The organism is Streptomyces sp. R35 (genome assembly GCF_041053035.1).
GTDB lineage: Bacteria > Actinomycetota > Actinomycetes > Streptomycetales > Streptomycetaceae > Streptomyces > Streptomyces lutosisoli.
On sequence record NZ_CP163440.1, the window covers coordinates 3,532,155 to 3,556,154 of the forward strand.

A 24,000-nucleotide genomic window follows, 5' to 3' on the forward strand; every position below is an offset into this window, starting at 1 on the left:
TTACAACGGCCGGCGCTTACAACGGCTCGCGCCTACAACGGCCGGCGCGTGGACTGCAACTGGTCCAGTTCCTCGCCGATCACCTCCCGCAGCACATCGTGCTGCGGACTGAGCGCGAACCGCTCGTCGCTCCACTTCTCGCGCGGGTACAACCACACCGGCCTGCCCACGAGTTCCGCCGGCTCCCACTCAAACCGCGGCCACACGTGCGCATGCAGAAATCCATCGGTATTTCCGAGAATCTCCAGGTTCACCCGACGGAAAGCCGGATCCAGCCTCCTGCACGCGCGCTCGACCGCTTCCCCCAGCTGATCCATGTCGGACAAGAAGGCCAGCCGCCGCGCCCTCGGCAGGTCCGACAACCGCTGCACGGTCACGTCATCCGCCAAGAGCACTGAATAGCCGGGCAAGAACTGGACGTCCCCGATCACGGCGAAACCCGCTTCGAGACGCCTGAGCACGGCGGGGTTCTCCCCTTTCAGCGCGCTTCCGATCCGGTCCGTACGCCAGTCATCACTCATGCCGGGGACCCTGACACACCCCCCGGCGCCCAGGAAAGTGCGTTGCGGGCAGCGCCCCCTCGCCCAGACAGTGGACCCATGACATCGCCCGCCGCTCCCCCGCCGCCCGGTCTCACCGTCCGCCCGGCCACGCTCGACGACGCGGCGGCGATATGCGCGCTGCTCAACGAGGTCGACCTGCTGGAGATCGGTCGTGCCGACACCGAACTCGCCGAGGTTCAGGCGAGTTTGAAGCATCCGGAGGTGGAGCTGGAGCGTGACTCCTGGCTGCTCTTCGACGGTGACCGGCTCATCGGATACGGCTTGGCGTGGGACGACTCCGGCGGTGAGCGGATCGACATCGACCACTACACGCTGCCCGACCAGCAGCAGGGCGCCCTCTACGTGTTCGGCCTGATGGAGGCCCGGGCCGCGGAGCGGGCGGCGGCCAACGGGGCGGCGCGGGCTGTGGTGCACCTGCATCTCAACATCGCCCCCACCATCGACCTGGACGCGCTGCGCGGACGCGGCTGGCGCGCGGTCCGCCGCCACAACGTGATGGCCCGTCCTCTGGACGACACCACCGACCGGTTGCCGACGCCACCGCCCGGTGTGACGCTGCGCCCCTGCCTGGACGAGCCGGACCGCCGGCGCGCCCACGCGCTGCTCCAGGAATCCTTCACCGACCACTTCGACCACCAACCCCGTACGTACGAACAGTGGCTGGACGACATCGACGCCGAACGCGTCGACTGGTCACTGATCTGGGTCGCGCACGTCGACGGCCTGGGCGACGCGGCCGTGCTGCGCAGCCACAACGACCGTGCCTCGATGGCCTGGATCGGCAACCTCGGCGTTCTGCGCCAGGCTCGCGGCAAGGGCCTCGGCAGCCACCTGCTGCGCCACGCCTTCGGCCACTACGCGGCGCTCGGCCGCGACCGGATCGGCCTCGGCGTCGACACCGACAACAGCAGCGGCGCGCTCGCCCTGTACGAACGGCACGGCATGAGCCTCGACTACGGGGTGGACACCTGGGAGTTGATCCGGCCCGTGGGATGACCTGACCACCGGCTGCCGACCGCCGACCGCCGGCAACGATCGTTCTGGAAGTGGGAACGATCGTTCGGAAAAACGTGACGCGCGCCGACTCGGCCACGTAGTGTCGGCCAACGTGACAATTTGACGAGTCAACTGCCAGGAGCCCCTTGGTGAATGAGTCCCCGCCGCCTCTTCCCGAGACCCTCGCACGCCTCGACGCACAGATCGCCGAGAAGAGCCTGGACCGGGGCGAGGTCCTCGACACGCGTGCCCTGTCCGGCCGTACGGCGCTGCCCGAGGGGGAGGTCCGGGCCCTGCTCGACGGCGAGGCTCCACGCGACGACAAGGTGGACGACCGGATCCGGGGGCGCGTGCGCGCGCTGTACGAGGCGTATCTCGCGGAGAGCGGGCGCAGGCCCGCCGATGTGTGCCGGGAGGTCGCCGCCCGTCTCGGGATCAGCGACAAGTGGGCCCGTTCCCTCCTCAACGGCGACAAGATGCCGAACGTGCCCGACCTCACCCGGCTCGCGGAGTTCTTCCACATCGACCAGGGCACGAAGTTCTTCACCGATCCGGCCGCCGTCTCCCTGAACGGAGCGCTCCAGCGCACCCTTCGGGAACTCGAAGGCACCGCGGAGGACGGCCCGCTGCTCAAGTTCACGACCAGGCACGGAGTCATCACGCTCGCCCTGCGCGGCAGGCGGCTGACGCCCCGCAAGCAGGAGGCGCTGGCGCTCATGCTCGAATCCCTGCTGAGCGGCGAGGAGGCGGAACGATGAGGCTCGCCGGCCGGGTACGGGCCCTCGCGGCGGCGCTGCGTCCGCACAAAGCCGACTCCGAGATGCGCGCCCTCGCGGTGGAACTCAGCCGCGTGCTGCGGAAGAAGATCGACACCCCGGTCGACGTACGGGAGTTGGCGGGCGCTCTGTGCGAGGAGATGAGCAGGCGCCGTGACGGCCGTCCCGTGCAGCTCCGCTTCGAGCGTTTCCCCGACGAGATCGAAGTCACCGGCCTGTGGATGGAGTTCCACGACTTCGACCTCGTCATCATCGAGGAACGCGCGGAGACGGTGCAGCAACTCGTCATCCTCGGCCATGAGTTGTGGCACATGCGGGAAGGGCACCGCGACCATCACGTCGACGGTGCGGCGGCCGCCGCGCGGGCCCTCTCGGACAACCCCGACTGGCGCAGTTCCGACTGGCGCAGCCCCGACTGGCAGGAGATCGCCCTCACCGTCGCCGCTCGCAACGGCTCCCACGAGGCCGACGAGGCCGAGGCCGAGGACTTCGGCCTGCACCTGGCGAGCGTCTTCCGCTCATGGGTGACCGGGCCGCGTACGCAAGGGCCCGTCGACCCGGTGGGCCGGGCCATCCAGGCGTCCCTGGGCTATCGCGGACCCGAGGACTGACCGACGATGAATCCTTCCCGCTTCTTCGACGGTCTGTACATCTCCTTCTGGATACCGGCGGCGGTCCTGACGGCCGCCCTGGCGATCAAACTGCCCAGCATCATCAAGCTCTGGAAGGACCCGCTGCTCAGGGCGGTCGGCGGCCTGCTCGTCCTCGCCTGCGGCGTCTTCGTCTTCGCGGCGCCGGCGACCATCACCTGGACGAACCGCGTCACCGGCGTACCGAACTTCTCGGCACCTCTGGTCTACAGCCTGATCACCGCGTTCTGCGGTTCCTGTCTGCTGCTGATCACCGCCTGGCGCAACGGCATCTCCGACCGCTCGGACACGACGCGCCGCGCCACGCGGTGGGTGGTGAGCGTCTACTCGGGCGTGATCGTCGCGCTGTGGGTGCTGTTCGCGCTCGCCGACGCCCCCGTCGAACGGGTGCATGACCTCGACACGTACTACGCCACCACCGCCTTCATGCGCGAGGAGATCCTGCTCTACCTGCTCGCGCACACCGTGGCCTGCCTCATCACCTACCGGCTGATCTGGAACTGGATCCGCACCGACGGACTCGACGTATGGCTGCGCAGCGGCCTGAAGTGCCTGGGCGTCGGCTACGCGATGAACCTGATCTACGACGGCTCGAAGCTCACGGCCGTCGTCGCCCGGTGGACCGGCCACGACCTGGACTGGCTGAGCACCGCCCTGTCGCCGCCCGTCGCCGCCGTCTCCGCCATCCTGATCGCGGTCGGGTTCATCCTTCCGCACGCCGGCCAGTACCTGCACCGCCGTGCGCACACCCGGCTCAGCCACTGGCGGCTGCGGCCCCTGTACCTGCTGACCCGCACCGTCACCGGCGGCCGCGTGCCCTTCAAGCTGCGGGCCACCCCCGAACTGCGCCTGACGCGCCGCGAGACGTTCATCCGGGACGCGCTGCTCCACCTCTCCCGGTACATCGACGAGGACCTGGACCAACGGGCGTACGACGCCGCGGTGGGCCTCGGTCGCGAGGCGGGCCGGGCGCGTCCGCTCGCCCATGCCGTGACGATCCAGGAGGCCATCGACACCAAACGACGAACCCGGGAGGACGACGCCACCGCCCCCTTGCGCAGCCCGGACATCGAAGACCTGCTGGACGGGATCGAGGCCGTGTCCCGGGCCCTCCGCCACACCGACGACATCAGGACGGTACGCGAGCGCGCGGCCGCCGCAGCAGAGAGCGTGCCCGCCCCATGACTGCCAGCCCCCACAGCGATCACCCCACCGCTGATCGCCCCTCCGGCGCCCGGCCCCTGAGATCCGCCGTCGTCCTCGGCGGCAGCCTCGCCGGCCTGCTCGCGGCCCGCGCCCTGGCCGAGTTCGCGGACGTCGTCACCGTCGTCGAGCGCGATGTCCTGCCCGACGGGCCGGAGCGGCGCAAGAACCTGCCCCAGGCCCAGCACGTCCATACGCTGTGGTCGGGTGGTGCGAAGGCGATGGAGGAACTCGTCCCCGGTGTCACCGGACTGCTGGCGGAAGCCGGGGCGCACCGGGTGCCGTTGACGAAGAACATGGTCGCGCTGTCGCCCCAGGGCTGGTTCCGCCGCTGGGACGAGTCCCACCACATGATCCTGTGCAGCCGTGACCTCCTCGACGCGACGGTCCGCGCGCAGATCCTCGACGACGAGCGGATCAGGCTCATCGAGCGGGCCGAGGCGCTCGGTCTCGACGGCACCGCCGACGTCGTCACAGGTGTCCGCGTCCGCGGCCACGACGACACCGACACCGACGCCGAGTACACGCTTCCCGCCGATCTGGTCGTCGACGCCACCGGACGTGCCTCCCGCGCACCGGAGTGGCTCACCACCCTCGGCCTGCCCGAACCGGAGGTCCGGCACGTCAACTCCGGCCTCGCGTACGCCAGTCGGGTATTCCGCGCCCCCGAGAACGCGCGGCACGGCTTCCCCATCCTCAACGTGCAGGCGGCCCCGCGCGACGGCCTCCCCGGCCGGTCGGGCGTCATGGTGCCCATCGAGGACGGCCGCTGGATGGTCACCCTGTCGGGCACCCGGGGCGGTGAACCCACCTCCGACGAGGGCGACTTCGAGCGGTTCGCCACCGAGGGGCTGCGCCACCCCGTCATCGGCGAGTTCATCGCGGGCGCCGAGCCGCTGACCGGTGTGGCGTTCACCCGTACCACCGCGAACCGCCGCTACTACTACGAACGTTCACGTCAGTGGCCCGAGGGTTTCCTGGTCATCGGCGACGCGCTGGCCGCGTACAACCCGATCTACGGTCACGGCATGTCGGTCGCGGCCCAGAGCGCCGTCGCCCTGCGCGACGTGATCCGCCGCCGGGGCTGGGGCACGCCCCGGCTGGCCCGCGCTCTCCAGAAGGCGGTGGCCCGGCCGGTCAACGCGGCCTGGGATCTCGCCACCGGCCAGGACGTCTTCTTCCCGGGCGCGACCGAGACCGGCCCCACGCTCAGGGACAGGATCCTGGCCGCGTACGTCGACCGGCTCCTGTACACCGCCACCGGCAACGGCCGTATCGCGCGCCGCTTCACCGACGTGTCCTCCCTGGAGCGCGGCGCGCACGTACTCCTCGCCCCCAGCGTCCTCCTCGCCGCCGTGATCGGCCCGCTCAAGCCCCAGCTCACCGGGCCGCCGCTCACGGACGACGAGTGGAAGGCGGCGGGCGACCGCTCTAGTTGAACCGGTAGCCGGTGGCGGCGTCGCTCTCCACGACGTCCGCCACCACACAACTCACGTTGTCCGGACCGCCGGAGTCGTTCGCCGCGCCGACCAGAGCCCGAACAGCCTCGTCGGGCACGGGAGTCGATCCGAGAATCCGCGCGATCTCATCGTCCGGTACGACGATGGGGAGACCGTCCGAGCAGAGCAGGTAACGGTCGCCGGGCCGGACGTCGTGCAACCTCATGTCGGGTACGTCGGCGACCGCGCCCCGCGCCCCCAACGCCTTGAAGAGCAGCGAGCGTTGGGGATGCGTGATGGCCTCCTCCGGAGTGAGCCGACCCTCGTCGATCATCGACTGGACGACGGTGTGGTCGTGCGTGATCCGGAACAGCTCCCCGTCGCGCAGCAGATACGCGCGCGAGTCCCCGATGTGGACGAGCGCGAGCTGGGAGCCGGTCCACACCATCGCGGTCAGGGTGGTGCCGGCGTCCTTCCGGGACGGGCTGATGTCCTGGACGGCCCGGGTGGCGACCTGGACGGCGTCCTCAAGGAGGTTGAGCACGCTCCCGGCGGGCAGCGGCTCGTCGTCCAGGAACTTGAGGGCCTCCACCGCCGCCGTACTGGCGGGCGCCCCGCTCGGCCCGAAGCCGTCGGCCACGGCGAGGACGCGGGTACCCGCGTAGGCCGTGTCCTGATTGGCGCCGCGGACCAGACCGGTGTCGGAGAGAGCGGAGTAACGGAGCTCCAGCATGCTGGTGTCCTTCCCTTGGGACGGTGAGAGATGGTCCACGAGGAACGCCGCCAGATCCCGGCGCGCGGCCGTCTCGGCCTCGACCTGGGCCCAGTACGCACGGATCTCCCGCGCGGCCGGCCCCGGCTCCATGGCGTACACCCGCCGGATACGGGCGAGCGGCATCCCGAGCCGCCGCAGCCACGCCACCAGCCGCGCCTGCTCCAGCTGCCCGACCGCGTAGTACCGGTACCCGGTCTCCGGGTCGACCCGGGCGGGCCGCAGCAACTCCAGCTCGTCGTACAGCCGCAGCGCCTTCGGCGACAGCCGGCACGCCTTCGCGAAGGCCCCGATCGTCAGCATGTCCATGCGCCCACCCCGTGGTCCGTGTCTCATGGTCCGGTCGTTCCTCGTTCCGCCACCGATGCTGGGGCTTGCCCAATGGTGAAGGTCAAGGCGATGTGTTCACCCGGAAAGCGAACCCTCCAGGAGGACCCTCCTGGAACCCCTCCTGGAACCCCTCCTGGAATCCCTCCTGGAATCCCTCCAGAACCGCGCACAGAGCGTCCACGGCCGCCGGGTAGGCCCGTTCCGACGAAGCCGCGAACCCGATCAGCAGGCCCTCGGGCCGGTCGGCCGGATCGTGGTGGAGTTCGCTGAGCCCGCGCAGCACCAGCCCCCGGTCGGCGCAGGCGGTCAGCAGGCCGGCCTCGGCGGGCCCGTCCGGCGGCAGGGTGACCAGGGTGTGCAGGCCCGCCGGGACGCCGTGGGCCGTGAGGGCTGGGAAGGCGGACAGCCGGGAGATCAGGAGCTCGCGGCGTCTTCGGTAGCGCAGGCGGGCGGCGCGGATGTGGCGGTCGTAGGCGTGCGTGGCGATGAAGTCGGCCAGGACCAGCTGGCCCAGCGTCTCGGTGTACAGGTCGTCCTCCTCCTTGGCCCGGACGACCGGGGCCACCAGGTCCGGCGGCAACACGGTCCAGGCCAGCCGGAGGGCCGGGCCGAGCGTCTTGGACGCCGTACCGCAGTAGGCGACGTGGTCGGGGGCCAGGCTCTGGAGCGCGCCGACCGGGCGGCGGTCGTAGCGGAACTCGCCGTCGTAGTCGTCCTCGACGATCAGCCCGCCGGTGGCACGCGCCCAGGCGCAGACGTCCCGGCGGCGGGCGGGGTGCAACGGCACGCCGGTCGGGTAGTGGTGCGAGGGGGTGAGGAAGACCGCGTCGGTGCCTGCGGTGAGGGCCCCGGTGTCCGCGCCGTGCGCGTCGACGGGGAGCGGGTACGGGGTGAGGCCCGCGCGGCGGACGGTGCCCCGGTAGAAGTCGTGGCCGGGGTCCTCGACGGCGGCGGCCGCGCGGCCCTCGGCCGTCAGGACCCGGCAGAGCAGCTGGACCGTCTGGTAGTAGCCGGAGGTGATCACGATCCGGTCGGGGGTGGTGCGGACGCCGCGGGTGCGGCCCAGGTAGTCGGCGAGCGCGGTGCGCAGTTCGATACGGCCCTGGGGGTCGCCGGGGCCGTACACCTCGGGTCGAGCCCGGTCCAGGACGCGGCGCGTGGCGGCGAGCCAGCCGCGGGCGGGGAACGCGCTGCCGTCGGGGCGGCCGGGGCGCAGGTCGTGGGGCGGGGGTGGCGGTGCGGAAGTGGCGGCCGGCGGGATGGGGGGCCGTGGCCCGTTCTCGATGTCGGCGACCCTGGTCGCGGCCCCGGGCCGGGTGGTCACGTATCCCTGCTCGGCGAGCTGGTCATAGGCGGCGCTGACGGTTCCGCGCGACAGGCCCAGTTCCTGCGCGAGTCCCCGCGTCGAGGGCAACGGCGTCCCCGCCGCGAGCCGTCCGGCACGGATCGCCTCGCGCAGCGCCGCCTCCAGGCGGGCACGGCGACCGCCCTCCGCCGCGAGGTCGAGGTGCAGGTCGAGCCGCGAACTGGACCAGTTTTCGGGCATGGGACTGGATCTTAATCGTGGTCCGGAAGGCCTCTACGGTCGGTCGTGGCACGGAACAGCAGACAGCTGACCGCTGACCGCCAGCAACCGGCAACCGGCAACCGGCAACCGGCAACCGGATCCTGAAAGGACCCCGCGATGATCGTGATCGCCCACATCAGCGACCTCCACATCGACAACAGCCCCCGCAGCATCGACCGCACCCGAGCCGTCATGGCGTACCTGGAAGACCTCCCCTACGACCTGGACGCGCTCCTGGTCACGGGGGACATCGCCGACCACGGTCTGCCGTCCGAGTACGCGGAGACGCGCGGTCTTCTCGCCTCCCGGCACCCGTTGGTGGTCTGCCCCGGCAACCACGACGAACGCGCCGCGTTCCGCGAGCACTTGCTCGGGGACGCCTCCGCCACTCCGGGACCGGTCAACCAGGTCCATCACGCCCCCGGCTTCACCCTCGCCGTGTGCGACTCGTCGGTGCCGGGGAAGGATCACGGGCACTTGGACGACGAGACGCTGACCTGGCTGGACGGCGTCCTGACGGAGGCCACGAACCCGGTCCTGGTCGCCTTCCACCACCCGCCCGCCACCCTCAACACCCCGTACGTGGACGGTATCCGGCTGTTCGACGAGCAGTCCCTCGCCGCCCTGGCCGCCCGCCACCCCCACCTCCTCGCCTTCCTCACCGGGCACGCCCACACCCCGGCGGCCACCACCTTCGCCGGCCGTCCTCTCCTCGTGGCCCCCGGTGTCGTCTCCACCCTCCGCCTCCCGTGGGAGCAGCGCGCCCACCCGGACGACCACGTCCACCTGGACCTGCCGCCGGCGCTGGCGTTCCACGTCCTGGACGCGGAAGGGCGACTGACCACCCATTTCAGGAGCGTCATCGTGTAGGAACGGTTCTGGCTGTCACACGCAGAACGTCCCTACTGGCAAGGAGTACACGTGCCCTCCCTCTTTCCGGCCCTGGTGGGCGGCTCGGTCGCCGAGCGGTGCGCGCTGCGCTTCGGTGATCGGTCCCTGACGTACGCGGAGCTCGCCGCCTCGGCGGGTGAACTGGCCGGACGGCTCGGCGGCGCCGGGAGGGTCGCCGTGTGGGCGACGCCGACCCTGGAGACGGCCGTCGGTGTCGTGGCCGCGCTGCTCGCCGGAGTGCCGGCCGTGCCGCTCAACCCGAAGTCGGGGGAGAGCGAGCTGGGGCACATCCTCACCGACAGTGCGCCGTCGGTGGTGCTCGCGGGGCCGGACGACCAACTGCCGGACGCTGTACGGGAGCTGGAGCGGGTCGACGTCCAGGTGTACGGCACCGGAGCGGCGGCGCCCGGACCGCTCGCAGAGGCGGATCCCGCCGCCCCCGCGCTCATCGTCTACACCTCCGGCACCACCGGCCCGCCCAAGGGCGCCGTCATCCCGCGCCGTTCGATCGCCTCGACCCTGGACGCGCTGGCGGACGCCTGGCAGTGGACGGGTGACGACGTGCTCGTGCACGGGCTGCCGCTGTTCCATGTGCACGGGCTGATCCTGGGCATTCTGGGGCCGCTGCGGCGCGGCGGGTCCGTACGGCATCTGGGGCGGTTCAGCGCGGAGGGCGTGGCGCGGGAGCTGAACGCCGGTGCGACGATGCTGTTCGGGGTGCCGACGATGTACCACCGGCTCGCGGAGGCGCTCGGCGAGGACGGGGAGCTGGCCAAGGCGCTGGGCCGGGCGCGGCTCCTCGTGTCGGGTTCGGCCGCGCTGCCCGTGCACGACCACGAGCGGATCACGGCCGCCACCGGGCGCAGGGTCGTCGAGCGGTACGGCATGACCGAGACGCTGATGAACACCAGTGTCCGGGCGGACGGCGAGCCGCGCCCCGGCACCGTCGGGGTGCCGCTGCCCGGCGTCGACCTGCGGCTCGTCGAGGAGGACGGGACGACGATCGCCGCGTACGACACCGACGGCACGCCCACCGGCGCGTACGACGGGGAGAGTGTCGGCGAGATCCAGGTCCGGGGGCCGAACCTCTTCACCGAGTATCTGAACCGGCCGGACGCCACCGCCGCCGCGTTCACCGAGGACGGCTGGTTCCGCACCGGCGACATGGCGGTCCTCGATCCCGACGGCTCCGTACGTATCGTCGGCCGCAAGGCCACCGACCTGATCAAGAGCGGCGGCTACAAGATCGGCGCCGGGGAGATCGAGAACGCCCTCCTCGAATACCCGGGGGTGCGCGAGGCCGCCGTCACCGGGGAGCCCGACGACGATCTGGGCGAGTGCGTCGTCGCCTGGATCGTGCCCGCCGATCCTCAATCACCGCCCTCCCCGGACGAGTTGGCCGACCATGTGGCCCGTCGCCTCGCCCCGCACAAACGGCCGCGTACCGTGCGCTTCCTGGAGTCCCTGCCCCGCAACGACATGGGCAAGATCCTGAAGCGGGCGCTGAAGAATGACTGACCGGTTCTCGGCGCGCGACGTCATCGCGCTCGTCTCGGCCGAGTTCGCCGAGATCGCCTACCCACGATCGGAGTTCAAGCCCGACGGGCCGCTCTCCTGGCAGGGTTACGACGAATCCCGTGTCCGCGCCGCCGCCCGCACCGGCGAGGAGGAGTCCGTCGTCTGCGGTACCGCGGCCATCGGCGACACCTCCGCCGTACTGATCGCCTTCGAGTTCGGCTTCCTCGGCGGTTCGCTCGGCGAGCGCACCGGCGACCGTCTGCAGGCGGCGTACTCCCACGCCCGCGAGCACCGTCTTCCGGTCGTCTCGCTCGTCGCGACGGGCGGCAGCCGCATGCAGGAGGGCATGCCGGCGCTCACCCAACTCCAGCGTGTGGCCCGGCAGTCGGCGCTCACACGTGAGGCGGGGCTGGCGCAGATCGCCGTGCTGCGGGATCCGACGACGGGCGGCGGCTGGGCCACGCTGGGCGCGGGCGCCGACGTGACCCTGGCGCTGCCCGGCGCCCAGGTGGGCTTCGCGGGTTCCCGGGTCCGACCGCCCGACGCGGATCCGGCCGCGTACACGGCCGAGGCCCAGCTGGCGGCGGGGGCGGTGGACGCCGTCGTACGGCCGGAGGAACTGCGTCGGACGCTCGCGCTGTGGCTGGGCCTGCTCACCCGGCCCTCGGCCGAGGCCGCGCCTCCACCACCGGCCCTGGGCACGCTCGACCTCCCCACCACGGGCTGGGACGCCGTCCAGCGCGCCCGTTCCGCTCAACGGCCCCGCGCCGCCGCCTACTTGGACGCGTACTTCACCCGGCGCGTCACGATCAGCGGCGACCGCTGCGGGGGCACCGACGACGGCATGCTGTGCGGTTTCGGCCTCGCGGAGGACGGGCGGCCCCTCGCGTACGCCGCCCAGTGCGGGACCGCGACCCGTCCCGCCGGATACCGCACCGCCGCCCGGCTGATCCGCCTCGCGGGCCGGCTCGGCATCCCCGTGCTGACGTTGGTGGACACCCCGGGCGCCGCGAACGACGCGGACGCGGAGCGGCAGGGTGCGGGTGCGGCGATCGCGGATCTGTTCGCCGCGGTGGCCACCGCCCGTACGCCGGTCACCACTCTGGTGATCGGCGAGGGCGGTTCGGGCGGCGCGCTCGCGCTGGCCGCGCCGGGCAACACCTGGGCCGCGCCGGACAGTTACTTCTCCGTCATCGCGCCGGAGCTCGCGGCCGCGATCCTCAAGCGCCCGGCGGACCAGGTGCGCCCCACCGCCGATCAACTCCATGTCCGTCCGCAGGACTTGCTCGGACTGGGGCTGATCCGGGGCATCGCGGAGGATCCCAAGGGTTGAGCCGGTCGGGCGGCGCCGTCTCCCCCCTCCCAAGGGGAGACGGCGCCGCCTGTACAGAGGGGCCGGTTACTTCACGCCCACCGCCCGGGTGATCTCCTGGCTCACGGAACCGCCCCGGTCGTCCGTCGCGGACGCCCGCAGCGAGATGAACTCCGCGTCGCGCGGCACGCTGAGCGTTCCCTTCCAGGACGCCTTGGCGCCGGTCAGCGGGACCGCCTTCCAGCTCTTCCCGTCGTCGTACGACACCTCCAGCTTGCCGCCGCCGATGGTCCCGGTGTCCGGCGCGCCCTTCACGTACTCGGCGTAGATGCCGACCGGGATGCGGCTGCCGCCGCGCACATCGCCCGCGAGGTCGGTGTCGATGTCGTAGCCGAGGTTGAGGAGCGGCAGGAAGGTGAAGTGGTCCTCGGGGGTGGCCGCCGACTTGAAGGTCCACTCGGAGTGGCCCTTCGTGGACAGTTTCCAGCCGTCGGGGTCGAGCGTGGTGTCCGTGACGACCTTGTAGGTGTGCTCGTCGGCGGGCGCGTCCCAGATGTAGGCACCGGAGCTCATCCGCCGGTCGACCAGGGAGCCGTCCTGGTAGACCTCGGTGAACTGGGTCATCCCGTTCTCCTCGCTCCACACGTCGCCGAAGCCGGTGTGGTCGGGCCCGGAGTCGCCCCAGCCGGGCGTGTTGAACTGCATCTGGTTGCCCGCGCGTTGCTGCCCCCAGCCCAGTCCGGTGCCGAGCCAGGGATGCCAGACGGGCTTGAACCAGTTGCGTGTGGTGTGCGTGCCGCCCTTGTAGGTGATCAGTCCGCTGCGCTCCTCCAGCGCGCTCGACCCCAGGTCCACGGACTCGTGCCACAACTGCCCGGCGCTCGTGGAGACGTAGTCGGTGCGCTCGGCGGGGTAGTCGATCCGCTCCTTGAAGCCGATGCCGATGGGGAAGGCGCCGGTGATCGAGTACCGGAACTCGCCGCCCGAGGCGGGCTTCACCGCGTGGAACTTCGTGTCCACCACGGCGAGTTCACGGTCGCTGGGCTCGTAGGTGAGACTCCCCGTCGGGACGGCGCCCTGGTGTCCGTCCGAAAGGTCGTACACATACGGCGTGTTGCGCGTCCCGGTCATGTCGACGGAGCGAGCCGCCCGCAGCCGTGCCGCGTCCGCCGTGTTGACTGTGGCGACCTGGAGCGGCCGGTCCCCGTACTCGTCGGTGCCGAACCAGGTGTTGAGCCGCCCGGCCGTGTCGTCGGTGACGAACAGGGCCTTGGCTCCCGCGTCCTGGGCGGCCTGGGCGAGGGCGGTGGGCTCGACACCGTCAGTGAGGCGCGCGAGGACCGCCTTGCCCTCGACCCCGGTCAGGGCACCGCCGGTGAAGGTTCCGGCATCGACCAGCGGCAGCTTGCTGTGCCCCTCGGTCAGTGTGCTGCCGGGCTGCACGACGGCCTCGCCGACGCCCTTGACCTCCAGCACCGGCTTCCCGAGCCGCCACACGGTCCGGTACTCGAAGCTGCCCTTCGTGACCTTCGCCGTCGGTGCGGCGAAGATGCTGTCGTACTTGATGGGTACCTGCACGGCGCCGAACTGGTCCGAGCCGCCCCCGTTCCGGTCGAACTCCATGAGCAGCTGCCGGGTCTCGGTGCGCCGGTCGACCTTCGCCTTGATCTCCCTCAACTTGCTGCCGTCGAGGGTGACTTCCTGGTCGTGGTCGAGGGTGATCTCGGGGGCCGCGAGGAAGCCGAGGCCGAGCGAGTCCGCGCCGTGGCTGCCGTGCACGTCGAGGAAGGACGTCAGGCTGTACGTTCCCGGCTTCAGCCGGAGCTTCAGGGTGCCGGAGTCGTCGACGTAGGCCGAGGACGGGTCGATGCCGGCCGCCAGCTGCTGCACCGCGAGGTAGGCCGCGGTCGGCTCGCCCGCACGGTCCTTGACGTGGACGGTGAGCGTGTACCGCTCCTCCTCCTTGACCAGCCCGAACACGGTGTGCGCGACGGGCGTGCCGCCCGCGGAGGCGATGATCTGGCCGGAGGTGTCGCCCACGGGTGCCTTGGAGCCGTCGCCCGTCACCGTGGTGGACGCCGACCCGTGCGCGGGCACGGTGAGCGTGGAGTCGGCGAGGGTGGCGACACCGTCGGCGGCGCCCTGTACGGCGAGGCTCAACTCGACTGCGGCGTCGGATGAGTTGGTGTAGGTCAGCGTCTTCGTGACGGGCTTGTTGTCCTCGTACGGCCAGCCGTAGAAGCCGAGGTCGGCGCTGCCGGTGGCGGTGACCGGCGTACCGATGGCGTCCGGGACGCTCACGCGGCCCGAGCCCAGCACGTAGGCGGAGGCGTCGAGTTGCTTCGACGTGGACATCAGCGCGTCCTTGAGCTGGGCGCCGGTCCAGTCGGGGTGCTTCTCCGCGAGCAGCGCGGCCACGCCCGCGACGTGCGGTGTCGCCATCGACGTACCGCTCATGGAGGTGTAGTAGCCGCTGCCGTCCACGAGTTGGGAGCGGGCGGCGAGGATGTCGACGCCGGGGGCGGAGACGTCGGGCTTGAGGGCGTTGTCGCCGTAGCGCGGTCCCGCGCTGGTGAAGTACGCGGCCTCGTCGGCGGAGTCCACCGCGCCGACGGTCAGCGCGGAGTCGGCGGCGCCGGGCGAGCCGATGGAGGAGGGGGCGCCGGTGTTCCCGGCGGCGATGACGAAGAGGGCGCCGGTCTCCTTGGAGAGGGTGTTGACCGCCTCGGCCATCGGGTCGGTGCCGTCGCTGGGCTCGGTCGAGCCGAGGCTCATGGAGATCACCTTGGCGTGCACGTCGCGTGCGGCCCACTCCATACCGGCGATGATCTGCGAGTCGCTGCCCGAGCCCTGGTCGCTGAGCACCTTGCCGACGGCGAGGGTGGCGCCGGGCGCGACCCCCTTCTCCGTACCGTCGGAGGCGGCACCGCTGCCGCCGACGGTCGACGTGACGTGCGTGCCATGGCCGTTGCGGTCGGCGACTTCCTGCCCGTCGATGAAGCTCTTGGTGACCGAGACCCTGTCGGCCAGGTCGGGGTGGCTGGTGTCGACGCCCGTGTCGAGGACGGCGACGGTCACGCCCTTGCCGGTGAGCCCGGCCTCCCAGGCCTTCGGCGTGCCGATCTGCGCGTTGCTCTCGGCCATGTCGGCCTTGACGCGCCCGTCGAGCCAGACCTTGCCGATGCCCTCCTGGCGGGTCATGGACCGCCAGAACGTCCGCCCCTTGTCCGCGTCCACGGCGGCGCCCCGGATGCTCGGCAGCGCGCGCGTCTTCTCGGCGCCGCGCGGAGTGGCCGTGCCGGCTTTCTTCTCGTACGTCACGATCAGCGGCAGCTCGTCCGTCTTCTGGTCGGTGAGCCCCTGGCGTATCAGCTCGCTCACGTCGAACAGCCGCCGGTCGAGGGTGCCCGCCCGCAGATACGGCAGCGCCTCGTCCGGTACGACGGTGACGGTGCCGTCGGTCACCTGCGTGCGCACCGCGCCGGTGGCTCCCTTCGGGCGCTCGACGCTGACCGTCTTCTTGCCGCCGCCGAGGTCGGTGACGGTCACCTTGTCGCCGGTGACGAGGGTGACGGTGCGGGCGGCGGAGGCGGCTCGCGTCGGCACCGGCGCCGGGGTACTGGTCTGTCCCGCGTGCGCCTGTCCCGTCGGCAGCACGGCGAGCACGAGTCCGGCCGACAACAGCGCCGCTCCGCGTCTCGCTGGTCCTCTGGTCATTCGTGCCCTCTCTTGGTCGGCGGTGCGCGCCGGGCGGGGGTGGTGCCCGGATGCTGCGAAGAGTGTCGGGCGGCTTGTGTTGCGCGGGTGTTGACGGGACCTGGCGGGAAGGCGCCCTGGCGGCTTCCCGCCAGGACAGGCGGGTACGAGCCGCAGAAACCGGGACAGCCCCAAGCACCGTCCGTAACAATGAGGTTGGCCTGGGGTCACGGACGACGGGGGATGCGGGAGCCATGGACGGACTGCTGGAGTTCAAGACCGACGACGGGGCGGTGGTCGTCGTCGAGGCCGCCGAGGACGAGGGCGGTCCCGGCTCCCGGCTGGTCGCCCGGCACGACGGCACGGTCGAGGCGACCCGTACCTTCGAGGGCTCTCTGGAGGGCGTACGGGCCGCCGCGGAGTCGGCGCTGAGGGTGTTCCGCGACGGAAGCCTGCGTCCCGACTCCGTGGAGATCGAGTTCGGGGTCAAACTCACCGCGGAGGCGGGCGCGTTGATCGCCAAGAGCTCGGTCGAGGGTCACCTGGTGGTCAAGCTCTCCTGGTCGCCCGAACGGTCATGACCAGCGCCTCGTGGCACGCCAGGATCAGCTGTGGACGGGAGACCGGCGCGGGGTTCCTCGTCACTGAGCGGCATGTGCTGACCTGCGCGCATGTGGTCGCCCGCAGCGGTACGGACGAGGTGGGCGTCTCCTTCGCGCAGGAGCCCGGGGCGATTCCCGCGAAGGTCGTCGCGCACGGCGGCTGGGACGGGCGCGACACCGACCCCGGCGACGTCGCCGTACTCGAACTCGACCGTTCCGTGCCGTCCATCAAGCCCGCGTCGTTCGCGGCGCCCTCGGACGCGTACGGGGACCCGCCGCGCAGGCTTCTGGCGTACGGGTTCCCCAAGCGGTTCGAGGAGGGGACCCTCGCCGAATACCGGGCCACGGCAGACCAGTTGATCGCTGGCGAGTGGGTCCAGCTGGAGGCGTGGGCGGCGCACGGGCAGCCGCTGGTGCCCGGCTTCAGCGGCGCCGCCGTGACCCTCGCGGACACCGGCCGGGTGGTGGGCATGGTCTCGTCCGCCGCCCGGGACCCCGGGATCCGCAACGGCCGGATGCTGCCCGCGCACGTCATGGCCCGCTACTGGCCGCGCCTCGGCGAGCTGATACCGACACCGGAGTACGGGCGCACGGACAAGGAACGGTTGCGGCAGCTGGTGGAGGGGCGCGGCCCGGAGTTCACGGACCGCCCGGAATGCAGCCCCGAGCGGCTCTACTGCGATGCCGTGGGCCCGTTCGGACCGCCGCTGCCTTCGCGACGGTTCGGGTCGCTGTGGGACGCGGCCTGGTATCTGCTCTCCGAGGTGCCGGACACGGGCGCGGTCGCCCGGTTCGCCGCGCGGCTCGCCGACTTCACCGAAGACGCGCCGACCCGGGGCGCACTGCGGGCCTGGCCGTCCCGGCCGCACGACCGCCGCCCCCAGGCGCCGGTGCACCGGCCCGCGGCAGGGGCAGGTACGGGGACAGGGGCAGGGACAGGGGCGGGGGCACGGCAAACCTGGTCGCCGATCCTCGTCGAGATCGCGCCCAGCGGGTCGGGCGACCACCAGTTCCTCGTGGAGGTGTCCGCGTACAACGGCCGGCACCGCCGGGTGGTCGGCTCGCGCGCCCTGCCCGCCGACCGCGTCCGCGGTTACGCCCTGGAGCGCATCGACGAGGCGTACCACGAACTGGAGCCAGCAGCCCGCGAGTTGATCGCCTTCGTACTGCCGCGCCGCTGGCTCAACACCGATGTCGCGCACTGGCAGCGCAGCGCCGACGACCAGAGCCCGCTCGGCTCCTTCGCACCGCTCGTCGTGATGGACCTGGAGCGGCGGCGCAGCGGCGGCCTTCAGCACAAGCTGCTTCAGAAGTGGCAGCGGCTCGACGCGCAGCCCACGGCACGTCTGCACCGCATCAGCTGCGGGGCCGTCGAACAGGACCCGGTGCGGCTGACCATCGGGCTGCGGCGCGGCGCCGACATGGTGGGCTTCGCCTCCCCGCCGCGCGCGGGCGGCACCCGGCGGCTGTTCCAGGCGAGCCTGAACGCCGCGATGCCGGTGATGCTCTGGCCGCGCACCGGCTGCCGCGGCGACCACCACGGCGGCGGGCACGGGGACTGCGCGGGTGCCGCGTTCCTGGACCACCTGGCCGAACACCTGGCGGGCCTGCCGCCGGGTGAACTCCCGTCCCACATCCATGAGTTGCGCGAGACGGCATACGCCTCGGAGGCCCCGGAACCGCACTGGGCGTACGACCTCGCGCTGCTCTGGGAAGACCCCAGATGTCTGCCCGACCCCGTCGGCTATCTGCACTCGCCGGTCGGCTGAGCACCACCCGACTGTCACACGACGGGCAGATGCCCCTCAGGGGTCGGCAAGACCGTCCGGCACGCAACGAGGAGAGACCATGTCCCTGTGGCCCGTCTACACGGGTGGGAGCGAGCCCCACGACGGCATCGCGAAGCTTCCCGCGCCGCCGCCGTGGCGCGACTTCGACGGCGGTCCCGAGCTGGACACTCCCGCCGAGGACGACGACACCTCGGCCGCGTCCCCGGACCGCCGGCACCGCGCCCGCACCTACCGCGCCACGGACCGCGCGGTCCAACTCGTCAACGCTGCCCTGTACTTGCGCCGCCCACTGCTGGTGACAGGGCCGCCGGGAAGCGGCAAGTCCTCGCTCGCGTACGCGGTGGCAAGGGAGTTGAAGCTCGGCCCGGTCCTGCGCTGGAACATCACCAGCCGCACCACACTCCACGACGGCCTCTACCAGTACGACCCGCTGTCCCGTCTGTACGACGCCGGTCGCGCCGCCGCGCGTGAACTCCCCGCGGACAGCGAGCTCCAGGACCATCTGCGGCTCGGCCCGCTGGGCACCTCCCTCCTCCCCTACCGCCGCCCCCGCGCCCTCCTCATCGACGAGATCGACAAGGGCGACCTCGACCTGCCGAACGATCTGCTGAACATCCTGGAGGAGGGCGAGTACGAGATCCCCGAGCTGGTCCGCGCCGCCCGGCACACAGCCGTCGCCGAGGTGATGATCGCCGGCACGGACGACCGCGTGACCGTCTCCCGCGGCCGGGTCCGCTGCCGCGCCTTCCCCTTCGTCGTACTCACCAGCAACGGCGAGCGCGAGTTCCCGCCCGCCTTCCTGCGCCGCTGCGTCCGCCTCGAACTCCACCAGCCGCGCGACGCCCACCTCGAAAGCATCGTCCGCGCCCACCTCGGCGAGCCCGACGCCTACGCCCGCGACCTCATCACCCGCTTCCTCTCCCGCGGCACGGGCGGCGAACTCGCCACGGACCAGCTCCTCAACGCCATCTACCTGACGGGGGTGGCGGGCATCGACACGGCGTCGCGGGACGACCTGGCGGAACAGCTGATGCCGTATCTGAGCCGGACCCGGGACGACGATGAGTTCTGAGGGCGAGGGCGGCTCGCACCATGGCGAGGGCGGAGGAGGTGGTGCGCTTCCGCCCTGGGCGCCCGTGACCGGTGGGCCCGCCGCGCTCGCCGAGCTGCTGGGGCAGGTGGCCGGCGGAGAGGCACCGACCTCCGTCGAGCTGGCGGAGCTGCTGTGGCTCGCGGGGCACATCGCGGCGCCGCAGGAGGAGACCGGCGCGGACCCCCGGGCCGGCGAGGACGCCGCCTCGGCCCGGCGGCCACCGGCAGAGGCATCCCCGCAGCCGGGCACACCGGCTCAGGTGCCGCAGGACGGACCCGCCGAGCACCCGCCCGCCGCCACCCCGCACCGCCCCGACAAGCGCGTGCCCCTGCGACTGCCCGGCACCGGCACCGGCGATGGCACCGGCGATGGCACCGGCGATGGGGATGACGCTTCCGGCGACCGGAGGAGTGGCCCGTACACCACCCTCCTCGCGCCCGCTCCCCCGATGCTGCCCCACCCCCTCGCGCTCCAGCGCACCCTGCGTCCCCTCAAGCGGCGGGTGCCCGCGCCCGTCGGGCAGGAGCTCGACGAGGAGGCGACCGCGCACCGGATCGCGCGGCTGGGCGCGGCACCGCGCTGGTGGGTGCCCGTGCTGCGCCCCGCCACCGAACGCTGGCTGACCCTGCACCTCGTGTACGACGCCGGGCCGACCATGCCCGTCTGGCGCCCGCTCGTCCGTGAACTGCACACCGCGCTCGCCCAGTCGGGCGTCTTCCGCACGGTGGAGCTGCACCGGCTGACCGTCGACGGGACCGTACGGCGCCCCGGCTCGCAGGAGTCCTCCGCGGACGGCCGTACGGTCACTCTCCTGGTCAGCGACTGCATGGGCCCGCAGTGGCGGAGCGGCCCGGCAGGCGCCCGCTGGTACCGCACGCTGCGGCGCTGGGCGGCCCGGATGCCGGTGGCCGTGCTCCAGCCGCTGCCCGAGCGGCTGTGGCGCACCACGGCCCTGCCGGCGACGACCGCGCGGATCGCCGCGCCGTGGCCCGCGGCCCCCAACTCCACGTACACCGTGGACTCCTACGCCACCGATGACCTTCCGGCCCCCGGCAGGCTTCCGCTGCCCGTCCTGGAACCGTCCGCGCCCTGGCTGGCGAACTGGTCGTCCCTGGTCGCGGGAGCCTCCCCACTCCCCGGCTCGGTCGCCCTGCTGGACTTCGCCCCGGCACCCGCCCCGGTGGACGACCTGGGCCGCGGCGACGTCGAGCAGCTCTCCCCCGAGGAGCTCGTCCTCCGCTTCCGTTCCCTCGCCTCCCCGGAGGCCTTCGTCCTCGCCGGTCATCTCGCCGTAGGGCGCCCGGAGTTGCCGGTGATGCGACTGGTCCAGGCGGCCATCGAGAGGAACCCGCAGCCCCAGCATCTCGCGGAGGTGATCCTCAGCGGCGTGCTCAGCAGCACCCCGGGCGCCCCCGGCTCTTACGCCTTCCGTCCCGGCGTACGCGAACTCCTCCTGCACACCCTGCCGCGCACCGCCCACAGCCGTACGGCCGAACTCCTCGGCAGGGTGGGCGCGTTGATCGACGCGCGGGCGGGGGTGGCGGCCGGGGAGTTCGCGGTGCTGGCGCCGGGTGGCGGGGATGCCACGGCAGGGGGCGAGCCCTTCGCGGCGGTGCGGGAGGAGAGTGTGCGGCGGCTGGGCGGGGGGGCGTCGCCGAAGCAGGGCGGGCTCGTACTCGGCAGGTACCGGCTCGTACAGCGGCTGGGCCGGAGCAGGCAGGTGACGCGGGCGGAGGACACGCGGAGCGATCGGACCGTGGCGGTGCACACGTACACCTCGGTCGGACCGGAGCATCATCAGGCGTTCCTGGACGACGCCCGGGCGCTTGCCGCCGTCGAGCACCCGAACGTTCTCGCCGTGTACGACTTCGGCATCGACGGGGGCATCCCGTATCTCGTCACGGAGTTCGTGGACGGGTTCACCGTGCGGGAACTCACGGCCGAGGGCGGGTTCCGGATGCCCTTCCCCCTGCTCGCCCCCCTGGCGCAACAGGTTGCAGGGGGTCTCAAGGCCGTCCACGAACGCGGCATCGCACACGGCCGGCTCACGCCCGGCAGCTGGCTGACAGCCGGTCCGGGCGCCACCGTGAAGATCACCGGCTTCGCACTGGGGACGGAGCACGATCGCGACGAGTCGAAGGATCTCCGCGACTTCGGGTACCTGCTGAGGGAGCTGGCCGGGGAACGGAGGCCGGTTCTCGGACAGGTTCCCAGTGCGTTCCGGAGGCTGTTCGACGACGCCATCACCCCCCTCACCTCATCGGACCCGGCGGCCCAGCGCCGGGGCAGGGACCTCTTCCTGACTCCTTCCTTCGACCAGGTCCTGGACTCCATCACGGCGGACCGGTACCTCTACCGCCTGCTCGGCCCGGTGCAGATCCGCGCAGGTGACCGCGTGCTGCCCGACGGCTCCCTCCTGGAGCAGGCCCTGCTCTGCATGCTGGTCCTGCGGCCGGGCAGGACGGTGACGTACGACGAACTGACCCAGGGGATATGGGGACAGCACCCTCCGGAGCGCACCGAGCAGCTCCTGTCGTCGTACGCCTCCGGCCTGCGCAGGACCCTGGGTCCCGGAGTCCTGGCCACCACCGCGGACGGGTACGCCCTGCACGCCGCCGGGGCCGACGTCGACCTGTATCACCACACAGAGCGCGTCGAGAGGTCGAAGTCCCTCCGGGACGCGGGGGACCCCATGGCAGCCCGCGACGCCATCCAGGACGCCCTCAATCTCTGGCGCGGTGAACCCCTTGCGGGCGTCCCCGGCCCCTCCGCCCGCGCAACCCGCGCCCGTCTGCTCCCCCTCCACCAGAAGGTCCGCGCCCTGCGCGCCGAACTCGACCTGGGGCTGGGCGACTACGAGCGGGCCGCCACCGCCCTCGACGCGCTGCTCCAGGAGGCTCCCGAGCGGGAGGAGTTCCGTCGCCTCCACACGCTCGCGCTCCAGAGGCGGCAACCCGACCAACCCACCATCGTCGTCGAGTACGCCGAACCCGACGTGAACCCCCACACCCACAACATCGTCGGCCGCACCCTGTCCTGGCTGCTCGCCCTGAGCGACATGGCCCCCAATGAGTACGAGCTGCTCTCCCGCGACAACGGCTACCTCGTGATCACCGAGCCCAATACCTCCGTACTGACCACGCTGAACGCGGTGCTGCGCGAACTCCCGGGCGCACTCCTCGAATTGGAGGTCCCGCCGAAGCTCCGGGTGACGTTCTGGCACACCCCTCAGTTCACCCGCGCGGACCGCACGACCACGCCACTCGACCTGCTGCCCACGTTCATCGCCTCCGATGCGGATGTCGTGGTGCTCCTCTCCCCCGTCCTGCTCCAGGAACTGGCGAGCGACGCAAAAGGGGGCACCCTGGATCGCTTTCTGCCCCTTTACTACGGAACCCAGGGCCCGATCTTCGCCTGGTACTGCACCCTGGACCTCCCGGAACGCGTCCCCGAACCCGACCCGGTCCAACGCGACCTGGTGCGCGGCCCGTTCATGATCCGCGACACCACCCGGATCATCCGCATCCCCGAGCAGGGCCGCACCGCCGCCGTGTACACGGAGCCCGACAACTCGCTGGCCCTCGTCAACCCCGACCGCCCCCTCGCCAAACGCCCTCCCCGCTCCCTCATCACGTACTACGAGGTCGACCTCACCACGCACGGGGTCACGTACCAACTGTTCCTGCCCAGCTCCGGACGGAAGACGTTCGCCGCGTCGGTCGAACTGTCCTGGCACGTCGACGACCCGGTCGCCTTCGTCCGCGGCGAGACCGCCGACGTGTCCGGGCAGTTGCTCGACCACCTCGTGGGGGAGGCCGGGCGCATCACCCGCCGCTATCCCCTGAGCAGAGGGGGCGCGGCGCAGCGAGCGGTGCACGAGGGGCTGCGGAGGTGGCCGATCCCGGGACTCGCGGTGGCATGCGCCGTGCGGCTGAGCGTCGGTGTGCCACAGTCACAGGCCCCGTCGCCGGACTCGGCGCAGAACCCTGTGAAGCGCAGGGCGGAGGCGCGGCAGCGGTCGCTGGCCGCCACCCTGGAAGGCGCCGAGTGCGTGCTCCTCGGTTTCGACGGCACACTGACCCAGCTGTGGAGCGGAGTAGCGCCTGACAGGGTCGCCCACGAGCTCGCCGCCCTCCTCGTGGAACTGCGCAGTCCCGACGAGGCCTTGAGCGGTGAGCCTCTACTGGCGGACGGCGCGCCCTCGGCGCTCGTGGACGGATACACCGACCCGCTCGACCTGTTGCGCGCCTTCGCGCACCACAGGCTCGGGGCCGAGCTGCGCCGGGAACTCGACCGGATCGAGTCACAGGCCGTCCCCCTGGCGGCGCCCATCCCTCACGCGGACGCCCTGATCCGCACGCTGGCAGCCGGCGGCCGCGGGCCCGCCGTCGTGGCGGACACCTCACCTCGCGCCGTCACGTCCTATCTGGAGACCCGGGGACTGGCCAACGCGGTGACCGGCGGAGTCCACGCACGCGCCGACGATCTCACCCTGCTGATGCCGAACCCCGACTGCCTCCACCGCGCCCTGAACGAGCTGGGCGTGTCCGCCGCGCAGGCCGTGCTCATCGGCTCCACCGTCACCGAGCTGACCGCCGCGAACACCATCGGCCTCCCCTTCATCGGCTCCGCAGACAACGAGCAGACCGAGCAACGCCTGCGCCGGGCGGGCAGCGAACACACCGTCAGCTCCCTGGAACCGGTGCTCGAAGCAATCCGCACCGCCTAGGAGCGCCCCAAGTCCACCCATCCAGCCGCACCCCACCCGGCCCCCCACAAAGGGCGCCCCCTCCCCCACCCCC

At 72.0% G+C, this 24,000-nt stretch carries 16 protein-coding genes; 12 read left to right on the forward strand and 4 right to left on the reverse strand.

The genetic code is table 11. The annotated features are described in order from the left end of the window. Window positions 1-32: 32 nt before the first annotated feature. Window positions 33-521 (reverse strand): HIT family protein, encoded by a 489-nt coding sequence (locus AB5J50_RS16255; RefSeq protein ID WP_369258688.1) that lies wholly within the window; start codon window positions 519-521, stop codon window positions 33-35. A gap of 78 nt (window positions 522-599) precedes the next feature. Between AB5J50_RS16255 and AB5J50_RS16260 the strand changes: the two genes are divergently transcribed. The 5 genes from AB5J50_RS16260 (at window position 600) to AB5J50_RS16280 (ending at window position 5,627) form a co-directional block, all read left to right on the forward strand. Then, on the forward strand, window positions 600-1,559 hold the full coding sequence (locus tag AB5J50_RS16260) for a GNAT family N-acetyltransferase (protein ID WP_369258690.1): 960 nt from the start codon (window positions 600-602) through the stop codon (window positions 1,557-1,559). 149 nt (window positions 1,560-1,708) lie between these two features. Continuing rightward, window positions 1,709-2,317, forward strand: a complete 609-nt coding sequence (locus tag AB5J50_RS16265; RefSeq protein ID WP_369258692.1) for a transcriptional regulator — start codon at window positions 1,709-1,711, stop codon at window positions 2,315-2,317. Next, window positions 2,314-2,946: a toxin-antitoxin system, toxin component gene (locus AB5J50_RS16270; RefSeq protein ID WP_369258694.1), complete on the forward strand. Its 633-nt coding sequence runs from the start codon at window positions 2,314-2,316 to the stop codon at window positions 2,944-2,946. The genes AB5J50_RS16265 and AB5J50_RS16270 overlap by 4 nt, the downstream gene beginning before the upstream one ends. Before the next feature lie 6 nt (window positions 2,947-2,952). Continuing rightward, entirely contained in the window at window positions 2,953-4,170 is a 1,218-nt protein-coding gene (locus tag AB5J50_RS16275) for an MAB_1171c family putative transporter (RefSeq protein WP_369258696.1), read from the forward strand. Window positions 4,171-4,265: 95 nt separating this feature from the next. Then, window positions 4,266-5,627: an NAD(P)/FAD-dependent oxidoreductase gene (locus AB5J50_RS16280; protein WP_369265415.1), complete on the forward strand. Its 1,362-nt coding sequence runs from the start codon at window positions 4,266-4,268 to the stop codon at window positions 5,625-5,627. Here AB5J50_RS16280 and AB5J50_RS16285 read toward each other — a convergent pair. Together AB5J50_RS16285 and AB5J50_RS16290 are read right to left on the reverse strand one after the other, a co-directional pair. After that, window positions 5,620-6,708, reverse strand: coding sequence for a MerR family transcriptional regulator (locus AB5J50_RS16285; RefSeq protein ID WP_369258698.1), 1,089 nt, complete (start codon window positions 6,706-6,708; stop codon window positions 5,620-5,622). The two genes, AB5J50_RS16280 and AB5J50_RS16285, sit on opposite strands and share 8 nt — an antisense overlap. Window positions 6,709-6,790: 82 nt before the next feature. Next, on the reverse strand, window positions 6,791-8,275 hold the full coding sequence (locus AB5J50_RS16290; RefSeq protein WP_369258700.1) for an aminotransferase class I/II-fold pyridoxal phosphate-dependent enzyme: 1,485 nt from the start codon (window positions 8,273-8,275) through the stop codon (window positions 6,791-6,793). Window positions 8,276-8,413: 138 nt separating this feature from the next. Between AB5J50_RS16290 and AB5J50_RS16295 the strand changes: the two genes are divergently transcribed. Genes AB5J50_RS16295 through AB5J50_RS16305 form a run of 3 tightly spaced genes read left to right on the forward strand, consistent with a single transcriptional unit; the run spans window position 8,414 to window position 12,038 of the window. Further along, the gene (locus tag AB5J50_RS16295) at window positions 8,414-9,166 is read left to right on the forward strand and encodes a metallophosphoesterase (RefSeq protein ID WP_369258702.1); all 753 of its coding nucleotides are present in this window, start codon (window positions 8,414-8,416) and stop codon (window positions 9,164-9,166) included. A gap of 51 nt (window positions 9,167-9,217) precedes the next feature. Next, window positions 9,218-10,705: an acyl-CoA synthetase gene (locus tag AB5J50_RS16300; RefSeq protein ID WP_369258704.1), complete on the forward strand. Its 1,488-nt coding sequence runs from the start codon at window positions 9,218-9,220 to the stop codon at window positions 10,703-10,705. Further along, complete coding sequence (locus tag AB5J50_RS16305) at window positions 10,698-12,038, forward strand: carboxyl transferase domain-containing protein (RefSeq protein ID WP_369258706.1); 1,341 nt, start codon at window positions 10,698-10,700, stop codon at window positions 12,036-12,038. Before AB5J50_RS16300 ends, AB5J50_RS16305 begins: the two co-directional genes overlap by 8 nt. 66 nt (window positions 12,039-12,104) lie before the next feature. Here the strand turns inward: AB5J50_RS16305 and AB5J50_RS16310 are convergent, their stop codons facing one another. Further along, window positions 12,105-15,734, reverse strand: coding sequence for a S8 family serine peptidase (locus AB5J50_RS16310; protein ID WP_369258708.1), 3,630 nt, complete (start codon window positions 15,732-15,734; stop codon window positions 12,105-12,107). Between the two features lie 233 nt (window positions 15,735-15,967). Between AB5J50_RS16310 and AB5J50_RS16315 the strand changes: the two genes are divergently transcribed. The 4 genes from AB5J50_RS16315 to AB5J50_RS16330 all read left to right on the forward strand — a co-directional run bounded on the left by AB5J50_RS16315 (window position 15,968) and on the right by AB5J50_RS16330 (window position 23,927). Beyond that, entirely contained in the window at window positions 15,968-16,294 is a 327-nt protein-coding gene (locus AB5J50_RS16315; RefSeq protein WP_327428479.1) for a CU044_2847 family protein, read from the forward strand. Beyond that, entirely contained in the window at window positions 16,291-18,084 is a 1,794-nt protein-coding gene (locus AB5J50_RS16320) for a trypsin-like peptidase domain-containing protein (protein ID WP_369258710.1), read from the forward strand. Before AB5J50_RS16315 ends, AB5J50_RS16320 begins: the two co-directional genes overlap by 4 nt. Window positions 18,085-18,163: 79 nt before the next feature. Continuing rightward, complete coding sequence (locus AB5J50_RS16325; protein ID WP_369258712.1) at window positions 18,164-19,177, forward strand: AAA family ATPase; 1,014 nt, start codon at window positions 18,164-18,166, stop codon at window positions 19,175-19,177. Then, the gene (locus tag AB5J50_RS16330) at window positions 19,167-23,927 is read left to right on the forward strand and encodes an SAV_2336 N-terminal domain-related protein (protein ID WP_369258714.1); all 4,761 of its coding nucleotides are present in this window, start codon (window positions 19,167-19,169) and stop codon (window positions 23,925-23,927) included. The genes AB5J50_RS16325 and AB5J50_RS16330 overlap by 11 nt, the downstream gene beginning before the upstream one ends. The last annotated feature ends 73 nt before the right edge of the window (window positions 23,928-24,000 follow it).